Origin of the sequence: Bacillus sp. ISL-39 (assembly GCF_018613295.1) — a bacterium.
Classification (GTDB): domain Bacteria; phylum Bacillota; class Bacilli; order Bacillales; family Cytobacillaceae; genus Mesobacillus.
Map to the genome: position 1 here is coordinate 446,032 of NZ_JAGGQM010000002.1, position 13,231 is coordinate 459,262.

General features: G+C 44.1%; 8 protein-coding genes. All 8 read right to left on the reverse strand.

Going from position 1 to position 13,231, the window contains the following annotated elements; genetic code table 11:
* Positions 1-8 precede the first annotated feature (8 nt).
* Positions 9-1,118 (reverse strand): transcription termination factor NusA, encoded by a 1,110-nt coding sequence (gene nusA / locus J7E37_RS04045; protein ID WP_214777098.1) that lies wholly within the window; start codon positions 1,116-1,118, stop codon positions 9-11.
* A gap of 203 nt (positions 1,119-1,321) precedes the next feature.
* Complete coding sequence (gene rimP, locus J7E37_RS04050; RefSeq protein WP_214777100.1) at positions 1,322-1,792, reverse strand: ribosome maturation factor RimP; 471 nt, start codon at positions 1,790-1,792, stop codon at positions 1,322-1,324.
* Between the two features lie 212 nt (positions 1,793-2,004).
* A complete protein-coding gene (locus J7E37_RS04055; RefSeq protein WP_214777102.1) occupies positions 2,005-6,330 on the reverse strand; it encodes a PolC-type DNA polymerase III in 4,326 nt (1,441 codons plus the stop codon).
* Positions 6,331-7,056: 726 nt separating this feature from the next.
* Positions 7,057-8,760, reverse strand: coding sequence for a proline--tRNA ligase (locus J7E37_RS04060; RefSeq protein ID WP_215022639.1), 1,704 nt, complete (start codon positions 8,758-8,760; stop codon positions 7,057-7,059).
* 86 nt (positions 8,761-8,846) lie between these two features.
* Complete coding sequence (gene rseP, locus J7E37_RS04065; protein ID WP_215022641.1) at positions 8,847-10,109, reverse strand: RIP metalloprotease RseP; 1,263 nt, start codon at positions 10,107-10,109, stop codon at positions 8,847-8,849.
* Between the two features lie 51 nt (positions 10,110-10,160).
* Entirely contained in the window at positions 10,161-11,303 is a 1,143-nt protein-coding gene (locus J7E37_RS04070; protein ID WP_215022913.1) for a 1-deoxy-D-xylulose-5-phosphate reductoisomerase, read from the reverse strand.
* 96 nt (positions 11,304-11,399) lie between these two features.
* Positions 11,400-12,188, reverse strand: coding sequence for a phosphatidate cytidylyltransferase (locus tag J7E37_RS04075; RefSeq protein WP_215022643.1), 789 nt, complete (start codon positions 12,186-12,188; stop codon positions 11,400-11,402).
* A 19-nt stretch (positions 12,189-12,207) separates the two neighbouring features.
* Positions 12,208-12,984 (reverse strand): undecaprenyl pyrophosphate synthase, encoded by a 777-nt coding sequence (locus J7E37_RS04080; protein WP_214777118.1) that lies wholly within the window; start codon positions 12,982-12,984, stop codon positions 12,208-12,210.
* Positions 12,985-13,231 lie beyond the last annotated feature (247 nt).

The window sequence follows — 13,231 nt, forward strand, 5'->3', positions numbered from 1 at the left end:
ACCTCTCATTAATCGATGTCTTCATCTTCAAAGTCGTTATCAGCAGTCAACAGCGGCTCATTGTCACGAGGATAAATCCCGGACTCCCTAGCATCGGTTTCTGCTTTGATGTCAATTTTCCAACCAGTCAATTTAGCAGCAAGACGCGCATTTTGGCCGCGCTTTCCGATTGCAAGTGACAACTGATAATCAGGAACGATAACGGTAGTCGCTTTTTCTTCTTCGTTGACAATGACATCCAGAACCTTTGATGGGCTCAATGCATTGGCCACAAATACGACTGGGTCTTCAGACCATTTAACAATATCGATTTTTTCACCCTTAAGCTCATTGACGACAGCCTGGACACGAGTTCCACGAGGTCCGACACATGAACCAACTGGATCCACTTCTTGATTGTCTGAGTGAACAGAAATCTTTGAACGGTCGCCTGCTTCACGCGCAACTGACTTAATTTCAACTGTTCCATCATAGATTTCAGGAACTTCAATCTCGAATAGTCTCTTTAACAGCCCCGGGTGGGTTCTGGAAACGAAGATTTGTGGACCTTTAGTGGTTTTTTCAACCTTGGTGATAAATACTTTGATGCGGTCGTGAGGCTTATAGTGTTCGTTCGGCATCTGTTCATTCGCTGGCAGGATGGCCTCGATTTTCCCCAGACTTACATAGATGAACTTAGGATCCTGGCGCTGGACAATACCTGTCATGATATCTTCTTCACGATCGATGAACTCAGAATAGATGATTCCTCTTTCTGCTTCACGGACACGCTGAGTAACTACTTGCTTGGCAGTCTGCGCAGCAATCCTTCCGAAATCCTTTGGTGTTACTTCAAGTTCAACAACATCTTCAACCACGTAATTCGGATTGATTTTTTGTGCATCTTCCAAAGAGATCTCCAGACGTGGATCGAACACTTCATCGACAACTTCCTTCCTTGCAAAAACACGCATTGAACCATTGCCAAGGTTCAAATCAATACGTACGTTTTGTGCCTGGTTAAAGTTGCGGCGGTATGCAGAAATAAGCGCTGCCTCGATCGCATCAATTAAGATGTCCCTGGAAATTCCTTTTTCTTTTTCAAGAATCGTAAGAGCATCCAACAATTCGCTGCTCATGAGATATAAATCCCCCTTTTTTACTACCCTGCTTAGTAAGGCTCTTTTCGAAACTCCGCCCTTTGCCCGCCAGTTCACACCTCAAAAACGTTATCATCTTCCTGTACAGGATGCACACGTTTAAGCATTATGAACTTTTGCCTAAAAACAATAGGTTCGAAACGATCCTTTAATTAATTAACTTAAGATAATTTCTGGACAGATTATGAAAAAGTGACAGCGAGTCTCGCGCTGGCAATCTTATCGAATGGGATGACGAGTGTCTTCGTGCGAGTTTTGATCTTCACTTCAACAGTGATGGTTTCCCCATTGAAATCAGTCAACACTCCTTCAAAAGCCTTTTCCCCATCAATTGGTTCATAGGTTTTAATGAAGACATTCTTGCCGATTGCTTTCTGATAATCCTTTTCCTTTTTCAGCGGACGTTCTGCACCTGGTGAGGAGACTTCCAAAAAGTAGTTATGCGGGATTGGATCAATGGCATCGAGCTTTTCGCTAAGGCGCTCACTGACGATGCCGCATTCTTCGATATCAATTCCATTGTCCTTATCAATGTATACGCGCAGGAACCAGTTCTTTCCTTCTTTGACATATTCGATGTCTACCAATTCTAGTTCGTTTTCATTTAAGATGGGAGTTACTAGCTCTTCCACAACTTCGGTAACCTTGCTCATAAAATCCCTCCTTTGACGCAACCTCATTACTTAATCACTATTTGGTTTTTATCCCCGTAAAAGTGCCTAACAAACAAGAAAGAGCGGGTTGCCCCACTCTCATCTGCCGAGATATCCTTAGTATTTCCAATAAAAATATAACATAACCAGATATTTATTGCAAACAAACGGCAGTTATAGCATTCCTCTCCAGAAGGCTAAGATGATAACAATTAGAATAACGACAATTGGTTTTGGTCAGGCATGCCCTCAAGACAGCCATGATTGTCGAGGTATTCCAGAATCGTCTTGGAGATTTTCCCTCGCTGCTGCAGGTCTTCCTTGGAGAGGAATTCTCCTTCTTCACGTGCTTTGACGATATTAATCGCTGCATTCGTTCCGAGTCCAGGTATCGCATTGAATGGCGGTATAAGCCTATCGCCTTCGATAATGAACTCTGACGCACTCGATTTGTACAGATCAACCTTTGCAAATCCAAATCCACGCTCACACATCTCAAGCGCGAGTTCCATTACGGTCATCAAATTTTTCTCTTTTGTCGAAGCGTCAAGCCCCTTGGCGCTGATTTCTTCAATCACCGCCCGGATGCTCTCGGAACCGCGGACCATTGCATCGACATCAAAGTCATCTGCCCTGACTGTGAAGTATGCTGCATAATACATGAGCGGATGGTGAACTTTGAAGTACGCGATCCTTACGGCCATCAAAACGTAAGCAGCGGCGTGAGCTTTTGGGAACATATACTTGATCTTTTTGCACGAATCGATGTACCATTCAGGAACTTTATTCTTGCGCATTTCTTCTTCCATTTCATCCGTCAAGCCTTTACCTTTACGAACAGATTCCATGATCTTAAACGCAAATGCCGGCTCCAGTCCCTGGTAAATCAGGTAAACCATGATATCATCACGGCAGCCGATTACTTCGCTGAGGTTACAAATATTGTTATGGATCAATTCCTGGGCATTTCCAAGCCATACATCTGTACCGTGGGAAAGACCTGAAATCTGTACGAGTTCAGAGAATGTCGTCGGCTTTGTGTCCTCAAGCATCTGGCGAACGAATCTGGTTCCGAATTCCGGAATCCCGAGTGAGCCGGTCTTGGACATTATTTGTTCCTCAGTCACACCCAGCGATTCTGTTCCGCTGAAAATCTTCATGACTTCAGGGTCATCGGTCGGAATTGTCTTAGGGTCGATTCCACTTAAGTCCTGAAGCATCCTGATCACTGTCGGGTCATCGTGCCCCAGAATATCCAGCTTCAACAAGTTATCGTGAATCGAATGGAAATCAAAGTGGGTTGTTTTCCATTCGGACGTGCTGCTGTCTGCAGGGAATTGGATTGGCGAAAAATCAAAAATATCCATGTAATCAGGAACTACGATGATTCCGCCCGGGTGCTGGCCAGTCGTCCGCTTTACACCAGTACAGCCGGATGCAAGACGGTCAATTTCCGCACCGCGCAGCTGGAGATTATTGTCGCCCTGGTATCCTTTTACATAACCATAGGCCGTCTTATCCGCTACAGTTCCGATTGTTCCCGCGCGGTAAACATAATCCTCACCAAACAGCACTTTTGTGTAATTATGGGCACGCGGCTGGTATTCACCCGAAAAGTTCAAATCGATATCGGGCACCTTGTCCCCTTTGAAACCAAGGAAGGTTTCAAACGGTATGTCATGTCCGTCTTTTTTATATTTAATTCCGCAATCCGGGCAGTCCTTGTCCGGAAGGTCAAAACCTGAACCGACTGATCCATCATTGAAGAACTCCGATTTTTTGCACTTTGGACATACATAGTGCGGCGGCAGCGGATTAACCTCAGTGATTTCCGTCATCGTCGCTACGAAAGAAGACCCTACCGATCCACGTGAACCTACTAGATAGCCATCATCCAGTGACTTTTTAACAAGTTTATGAGAAATCAAATAGATAACGGCAAAACCATTGTCTATGATACTTTTCAATTCTTTTTCAAGGCGAGCCTCAACGATTTCAGGAAGGTCATCCCCATAGATGTCGCGGGCCATTCCGTAACTCATACTGCGCATTTCTTCATCTGCGCCTTCGATTTTCGGCGTATAGAGATCATCTTTGATTGGCTTGATGACATCAATCATGTCAGCAACCTTGTTAGAGTTTTCTACAACAATTTCTTTCGCCTTTTCTTCTCCCAGAAACTTAAAGGCATCGAGCATTTCATTCGTTGTCCTGAAATGCACATCTGGAAGCTCATGACGATTAAGAGGGTTTGCTCCTCCCTGGGAGTTGACCAGGATTTTGCGGTAAATTTTATCATTCTCGTTCAAGTAGTGGACATTACCTGTAGCAACTACCGGCAAGTCCAGCTTCTCGCCAAGCTTGACGATATTGTTAATGATATCCTCGAGTGCCTTCTGGTCCCGCACTAATTCCAGCTCAAGCAAGTGAGCATAAACAGCCTTTGGATGAACTTCCAGATAGTCATAGAACTGTGCTGCCTCTTCGACCTCTTCCGGACCTTTTTGCATCATGCCTTCAAAAACTTCACCCTTATCGCATCCAGAACCAATCAGGATTCCTTCACGATGTTTATTTAAAAGTGATCGTGGGATACGCGGCACCCTGTAAAAGTATTCAATATGGGAAATAGACACAAGCTTGAAGATATTTTTCATACCGACTTCGTTTTTAGCCAGCAAGGTAGCATGATAAGGCCGCGCTCTCTGGAATGCTTTACCCTGGCCCATATTGTCATTGAGCTGATCGTGGTATTCCAGTCCTTTTTCCGCTGCATCCTTTAACATTTTCACCAACAGGTACCCTGTCGCTTCTGCATCATAGATAGCACGGTGGTGCTGTGTTAGTTCAATATCGAATTTCTTCGCTAATGTATTCAATCGATGATTTTTCATGTCTGGATACAGGAAGCGGCCAAGCTCCAGTGTATCGATAACAGGATTCGGCGCTTTGCCCATGCCAATCTTTTTATAGCCGACATTCAGGAAACCCATATCGAAAGAAGCATTGTGGGCAACCAGAACACAGTCACCTGTCCATTCCTTAAACTTTTCCAGTACTTCACTCACTTCCGGCGCATTGCGGACCATATCATCGGTAATGCCTGTCAAGTTGATGGTCGTTGCCGATAAACGGTGGTGAGGATTAGCGAATGATTCGAACCGGTCGATGATTTCTCCGTCGCGGATTTTGACAGCTGCAAGTTCAATGATTGTATCGTATACAGCTGACAGACCTGTTGTTTCGACGTCAAAAACGACATACGTATCGTCTGCCAGCAATCTGTGTGCGTCATTATAGGCGATTGGCACACCATCATCAACAAGGTTTATTTCCACACCGTACAGGATCTTGATATCATTTTTCTTTCCTGCCCCGAAAGCTTCCGGGTAGGATTGCACAACTGCATGGTCAGTGATTGCCACTGCTTTATGCCCCCACTTTGCTGCCTGGGAAACCAGTGCGCTCACAGATGAAACCGCGTCCATCTGGCTCATTGGTGTATGCAGATGAAGCTCGACTCTTTTTTCGCCTTCTGGCGCAGAATCAATTCTTCCTTTAGGTTTGATTTCATTCACGTCATTTCCAATCATGACAAGATCGCGGACAAAGGTGTCGTTCTGGATGCTGCCCCTTACCTTTAGCCACATTCCTTTTGAAATGCGCTGGTAAATGGCGGCGTCTTCCTTATCGCGTGAGAACATTTTTACCATGATGGAGCTTGTATAGTCCGTAATTTTGAATGTCAAAAGCGTCCTGCCGCTGCGAAGCTCTTTTGTTTCGGCAAAGAATACATAGCCTTCGACGGCTACGCGGCGCTCTTCATCAACGATGTCTTCAAGCTTGCGGAAGTCAGCATCATCCTTGATCGTAAGGCCAATGGTTACCGGGCCTTCCTGCGGCGCACCATCTCCCTTGGCTTGTTCAGCTTCCTTCTTCTGCATCTCGATCATCGCCATCAGACCGCGTTCCTGGTCTTCTTTCTCTTTAGCCTTCATGAATTTTTCATATTCGTCTGAAGAACTATCTTTACTTACAACCGTATCAATCGTAAGTAAAGGGAAACCAAAACTCTGGTAAATCTCGGCTATAGTGCCCCCATATTTACGCTTAAGTGCAAGTCCTTCGGCTTCATTCCTGGCTGTTAAAATGAGTTTCGTTCCCTGGATTTGCGGAACTTGCTCATTCAGGAGCTTTAACAATGGAGGCGCGATGCCATCTATTTCTTTAATGCATGACTTCCAGTAATCCAGGATTTCCTTGTCACTGATTGCCTGTTCAAGCACTTTTACCGAGTATGATATTTTCGCAATATGTGAGAAAGTCTGTTCCAGCTTGCCAATGAATGTGTTATACAGCTGACAAGGAACGATTCTTTCAAACTGGAAAAAGAAATGCCATTTCCTTGCCTGTTTCTCAATCACTACCCTGTCAATTTCAGCGTTTTGAAAATGAGTGACAATTGCATCTTCTGTTAGCTGCAGCTGCTGCAGCAGGAGCTGAAACCTTTCTTTTTTTCCCGAAGAAAGATCACCCATGGTTATTTCTCTCCCATCTGAAAAGCTTAAATTCTATCTATCGGGCGGAATTGCCCGTTTGAAAAACAACTCTGGTTGCATGAATTCCTGTTTAATAGCAAAGGTTATTATAACATAAAATGCCTGTACCGTTACCTGTGTTTGATATTACCATTTCAATGCTTCAATAAAAATATAATTTTTCCATACCGTAGACAAACTCAGTTATATCAAAATACATATTGTGCCGATGTGTACCGTTATGGGAAGTGAAGTTGTGGCTTAAAGGTGAGTTTTAGACCTTAAATGTACCCTATTAGGAAAGAGGCATCTCTGCATGGGGGTGTGTTTAGACCCTAAAAGTACCCTTACATGGAGTGAAGAGGGCGAATAGGGATCTGCTTAGCCCTAAAAATACCCTTAAGTCGGATGACGAGTCTGCATAAGTGTGTGGTTTGACCCTAAATGTACTCTATAAGGGTGCGTTTGCTGGAAAATACGTTATAATCAGGCGCAATATACGGACTGGAAAAATTATTCTCTTAATAGTGGTTGATAATCTCCCGAAACAACCCTGGATTTGCCTGAAAGTCTGCATTAATCTCCTAAAAAACAGTCATAATCAATCCAAACGAGACAATAATCGTGCCGTCTTCCGATTTCTGGAAAATGCATTCACTTTGTAAATATCTAAATCGAGGAGCAAATAAAAAAAAGCGGACCCTGAAGTAGGATCCACCAAACAGATTATAGTTCTTGCAAAATATTTTTCAAGACACCTGCCAAATCATCTTTTTGCACTTCCTGCATTTCGCCGTTTTTACGGATTTTCACTTCGACGATTCCTTCGCCGGCTTTCTTGCCGACTGTAATTCTTACTGGCAACCCAATCAAATCGGAGTCTGCGAATTTCACTCCAGGCCTTTCCTGGCGATCATCAAGGAGTACCTCCATTCCTGCTGCCTGCAGGCTTGAGTATAGCTCTTGAGCCAATTCCGACTGTGCGCTGTCCTTCATGTTCACTGCAATGAGATGGACATCGAATGGTGAAATATTGGTTGGCCAAACCAGGCCGTTTTCATCATTGAATTGTTCTGCGACTGCGGCCATCGTACGGGAAACGCCGATTCCGTAGCACCCCATGATCATTGGCTTTGTTCTTCCATTCTCATCAAGGATCTCAGCATTCATTGCTTCACTGTATCTGGTGCCAAGCTTGAATACATGTCCGACTTCAATGCCTTTTGCGAAGACGATTGTTCCCTGTCCATCTGGAGAAGGATCGCCTTCTTTGATGAAGCGCAGGTCGGTAAAGGCTGCAACCTTGAAATCACGTTCAGGATTGACATTTGTAAAATGATAATCTTCTTCATTTGCTCCGCAGACTCCATTGACGATCGCCTGCACGGCATTATCGGCAATTACCTCTACACTGTCTATTCCTACCGGTCCAAGTGAGCCAACCGAGCAGCCAAGAACCTCTTTGGTTGTTGCTGCATCGGCCAGTTCGACATTTGAAGCTTCAAAGTAATTTTTCAACTTAATATCGTTCACATCATGGTCACCACGGACTAAAACAAGCACATAGCGATCGTCCACTTTGAAAAGCAGAGACTTGATGCAATCTTGTGCTTCAACATCAAGGAAGGAAGAAACTTCATCAATTGTCTTCTTGTTTTCTGTGTGCACTTTTTCTAATTCCCCAGCAGGTTCACTGCTCTTCTCATAAACGGCCGTTACTGGCGCCATTTCGATATTAGCCGCATATTCAGATGTATCGGAATAGGCAATTGTATCTTCCCCGATATCAGAAAGGACCATGAATTCATGTGTATCCTTCCCTCCCATTGCTCCTGAATCAGCAATAACAGCACGGAAGTTCAAGCCACAGCGTCTGAATACATTCGAATACGCCTGGAAGATACGCTCATAAACCTCATCAAGGCTCTCTTGTGTAGCATGGAAGGAATAGGCATCCTTCATGATAAATTCACGGCCGCGCAGAAGGCCGAATCTTGGACGTTTTTCGTCACGGTATTTTGTCTGGATTTGGTAAAGTGTCAGCGGAAGGCGTTTATAAGATTTTACTTCGTCACGGACAACGCTTGTGATGACTTCTTCATGTGTCGCGCCAAGAGCGAACTCGCGGTCATGCCGATCCCTAAGCCTCATCAGTTCTGGGCCATAGGAATACCAGCGGCCTGATTCCTGCCATAGTTCAGCTTGCTGCAGAGCTGGCATGAATAATTCAGCTGCACCAGCATTATTCATCTCTTCCCTGATGATTGCCTCGACTTTTTGAAGGACCTTGCGCCCTAGAGGCATGTATGTATAAACACCGCTTGCGTTTTGACGGATGAATCCAGCCCTGAGCAATAGCTGATGACTTTTGACTTCTGCATCTGATGGTACTTCTCTTAAAGTAGGAATAAGCGACATACTTTGCTTCATTATTAACACCTCATTAGGATTAGTTCATGTTTTTGAAAAAATGTTCCTGCCCGGTGCGGCCCAGGCAGGAAGTAAAATGTATTGACTTACAGGAAGAACCTTTGAATATCATTCCAGGTGACCACCAGCATCAGCAGCATCAACAATGCGAAGCCGATGAAGTGGACCATACCCTCTTTTTGCTTGTCGATTGGTTTTCCTCTCAGCGCTTCAACCGCAAAGAAGGTCAGCCTGCCCCCGTCGAGTGCCGGGAATGGGAGAAGGTTCATGATTCCCAGGTTAATGCTTAGGATTGCAGCCCATTTCATTAGATAGAAGATTCCGGACTTTGCAACCGTATCAGTAGAGACATAAATGCCCACAGGTCCGGATAAGGCGTCAATCGAAAATTGGCCAGTCAGCAGTTTTCCAAGCATGGAAAAAATCTCTTTTGTCCAGAAGTATGTTTCCTTCACACCATAGGATATCGATTTCAATGGCGATTTTTCTACCGGGCTGTAGACGCCAATCAATCCGATTTTTTCACCCTCAATATCCTTGACTTCTGGTGTTACAGGCAGCTCGATACTCTGTCCTTCACGAACGACCGAGAAATCGAGTTCATTCCCTGGATTCTTGCGTATAATTTCAACAACATCCTGCCAGCTTGATACTTCAGAACCCTCAATACTGTTTACGACGTCCCCTTCCTGCAGCCCTGCCTTGAGGGCACTTCCATCCGTGGTTAGCTTGCCTAAAACAGGTTCATTTGACGGGATTCCCTGAAAAATGGCAAGGATGATGAAAGTAACCATCGCCAGGATAAAATTCATCATAGGTCCAGCGAAGATAGCCATTGTTCTCTGTCCAAGCGTTTTCGAACCGAACTGCCTGTCAAATGGAGCAATTTGCGTTTCCACTCCATTCTCGACAAGAACGGCTGTTTTACTTATTGGGAAAGATGTCAGCTGGCTGTCATCCTCTCCTTCTTCATACCCTTTAATGAAAAGCTCGCGTTCGATATCGGCTTTTTCCACTTCGATAATTCGTGCGTCCGGATACTTTTCCTTATTATTTAGAATGATTTTCTGAACTTCTTCACTCTTGTTAAAGAGTAAACCTACTCTATGCCCTGGCTTGATCTCAATCATTTCCGGATCTTCGCCAGCCATTCTGACAAACCCTCCGATAGGAAGAAGGCGGATCGTATAAGTCGTTTCATTTTTCTTAAAAGAAAAGACCTTAGGACCGAATCCAATTGCAAATTCACGGCAGAGGATCCCTGCACGTTTGGCGAAAATCAAGTGCCCAAGTTCATGGAAGAACACGAGGGCGCCAAAAATGACGATAAAGGCAATAACTGTATTCAAATTTTCTAACCACCTTTTAATAGGATAAGAACCCACTATTGAGACTAAAATTTATAGTAGTGACTTTACATACCTTCTAGTCTCTTTGTCAACCTCTTGAATTGCTTCAAGGTCCGGTTTTTCTATGATGTTATGGTTTTCCATTGCTCTCTCTATCAAGTCTTCAATTTGAAGGAATGTGATTCTGTCGTCCAAAAAGGAAGCTACTGCTGCTTCATTAGCAGCATTCATAACTGCAGGCAAAGTGCCTCCCGCCCGTCCGGCATCATAAGCAAACTTCAGGCAGCGGAACCGGTCAAAGTCCATTTCCGAAAAGTGGAGCTGGCCAATTTCCGCAAGGTTCAGCCTTTTCCCTGTAACCAGCGGCAGTCTGTCTGGATATGTAAGGGCGTATTGAATGGGCACTTTCATATCAGGTGTGCCGAGCTGGGCCATAATACTTGTGTCATGGAACTCGACCATCGAATGGATGATGCTCTCTCGATGGAGGAGTACCGATATATCGTCATACGGAAGAGAGAAAAGCCAATGAGCTTCGATGACTTCGAGACCCTTATTCATCATCGTGGCGGAGTCAATCGTGATTTTTGCTCCCATCGACCAGTTTGGATGGTTCAAGGCATCTGCTTTTGTTACACCTTGCAGCTCTTCCCTCTTCCGATCTCTGAAGCTGCCTCCCGATGCTGTAAGGATCAGTCTCTCAATATTCTTTTCTCTTTCACCTTGTAATGCCTGAAAAATGGCAGAATGCTCACTGTCTACAGGGAGGATGGATACATTATGCCGCCTTGCCGCATCCATCACGATATGTCCAGCAGTCACAAGCGTTTCCTTATTCGCGATTGCGATCGTCTTGCCTGATCTGATCGCCTCCAATGTCGGCCCTAAACCAACACTTCCGAGTACAGAATTGACAAGTATATCCGCCTTTTGAAAAACAGCAGCTTCCACTAGGCCTTCTTGTCCAAATATAACCCTCACCTGCGGGAATTCTGATTTTAACCGTTCAGCATCGTCTTTCTCCTGAACAGAAACAAGTTCTGGCAGGAACTCAATTATGATTTTCCTGGTAAGCTCTATGTTTCTTCCAGCAGACATCGATACTAGCTTGAACTCTTCGGGATGCTCCCTGATTACATCGAGCGTCTGGATTCCAATCGATCCTGTTGCTCCCAACAAGCTGATTCTTTTCACTAATTTCACTCCTAATATCTCCAACGGGAAACGGTACACACCCGGTATTATCGAATTCATTCATTTCTTCTCTTTTTTTGCAATGAAATCAAGACATTATAACAAATGGAACAGGTGGATTAACGGCCAGACAAACAACAAGCTGTCGAAGCGGTCAAGCATGCCTCCATGTCCTGGAAGTATGTTGCCTGAGTCCTTAACATTGTAATGTCTCTTCAGTGCTGACTCAACAAGGTCTCCAATTTGGCCGAACACTGACAAAAATGCTGTCGCCATAAGCAGGATGACAGTCGGAACTTTCATATCCCCGAACACACTGAACAAGGCAGCAACTGCGAGTGCAGATACTACACCGCCAAAAAAGCCTTCTGTGGTCTTGTTCGGGCTGATTTCGGGCCACAGTTTATGTTTGCCAATTGCCCGTCCGATAAAATAGGCTCCTGAATCGGTAGCCCAGATAATGAATAGTGAATAAAACACATAGATCAGGCTTTCTTCTCTAGTTTCAATGAAGAAATAAAAGCCGATCCCGACATAGAGTATTGACATGATTGAAAAAGCAACATCTTCAAAAGTGAAGCGATTTTTAGTTATGACAGTATAAGTCAGATATAAAAGCACTCCAAGAAAGAAAAGCTCCAGTTTTGTATAATCTAATTTATCAAGAAGAACGCTATATTGTTCAGGTATCAGGAAAATCCACAATAACAACAATGATAAAATGCCCGGAACCGAGAAAAGCTTTAAATGCTTCATCTTCAATGCTTCATATAATGCAATGGATGCTATTAGGTAAACCATTGCAATAAATGGCCAGCCTCCAAAAATTACGATTGGAAGAAAAACAGCTGCTGCTATGACTGCTGTAATGATTCTTTGCTTCATCTATTTATTCACACCTTTTTTATACTCCTCCAAAACGCCGCTGCCGGCCCTGGAATGCTTCAATTGCTTCGACAAAGTGTTCTTCATCAAAGTCCGGCCACAGAACATCAGTAAACCAGAACTCCGTGTATGCAAGCTGCCAAAGCATAAAATTGCTCAAGCGGATTTCTCCACTAGTCCTGATTAACAAGTCGGGATCATCCAAATCCTTAGTCATCAAGTAAGATGAAAAGACTTCTTCCGTCAACTCACTTTCAGCCATTTTACCATTTTTCACATCATCTATGACTCTTTTGACACTGTCAATGATTTCTCCACGGCTTCCATAGTTGAGGGCAAAGTTCAAGACAAGACCGGTGTTATCCTTCGTGTCTTCCATCGCTTTCCCTACAGCCCTTTTGGTATGCTCAGGAAGCTTATCCATATAACCAATCATTTCTACACGGACATTTTCTTCAATTAATTCTGGAAGGAAGGTGCCAAGAAACTCTTCGGGCAACTTCATCAGGAAATCCACTTCCATTTTCGGTCTTTTCCAGTTTTCAGTAGAGAAAGCATAGACAGTTAGCGTCTTGACACCAAGCTCATTGGCCAGCTTGGTTATTTTACGGACAACCTTCATGCCTTCATGATGGCCAGCAACCCGGGGCAAAGCACGCTTTTTAGCCCAGCGTCCGTTACCATCCATAATGATGGCAACATGAGAGGGGACTTCATGTTCTTTAATATGAAGTACACGATCTCGGAAACCGGCAGGATTTTGATCCTTCTTCCACGGATTCATTTTATTTAACATTGTGACAGCTCCCCCAAAAGATTATCTTTAGCTCCAATGAGTCTTTCATCCCTAAGACTATGCCAGGGATCGATTTGGTGCTGAAGCTGGACTGCTCATTAAAAGCGATAGAGTAATTCTTTTTTCTCTCTTCTTCAATTCCATATGCCACTATCATACCAAAAAAGAAAAAAGATATCTCTATAAACGGATGGTCTCACATTAATATTCTTTAATTCCAGCCTGCCCTTATACAAAAGGAGCCTTA

What these genes read in the sequence shown, in the direction of transcription:
- J7E37_RS04080 (WP_214777118.1), bottom strand. Translation starts at nt 12,984, where the DNA reads ATGTTAAATAAAATGAATCCGTGGAAGAAGGATCAAAATCCTGCCGGT.
- J7E37_RS04060 (WP_215022639.1), bottom strand. Translation starts at nt 8,760, where the DNA reads ATGAAGCAAAGTATGTCGCTTATTCCTACTTTAAGAGAAGTACCATCA.
- rimP (WP_214777100.1), bottom strand. Translation starts at nt 1,792, where the DNA reads ATGAGCAAGGTTACCGAAGTTGTGGAAGAGCTAGTAACTCCCATCTTA.
- nusA (WP_214777098.1), bottom strand. Translation starts at nt 1,118, where the DNA reads ATGAGCAGCGAATTGTTGGATGCTCTTACGATTCTTGAAAAAGAAAAA.
- J7E37_RS04075 (WP_215022643.1), bottom strand. Translation starts at nt 12,188, where the DNA reads ATGAAGCAAAGAATCATTACAGCAGTCATAGCAGCAGCTGTTTTTCTT.
- J7E37_RS04055 (WP_214777102.1), bottom strand. Translation starts at nt 6,330, where the DNA reads ATGGGTGATCTTTCTTCGGGAAAAAAAGAAAGGTTTCAGCTCCTGCTG.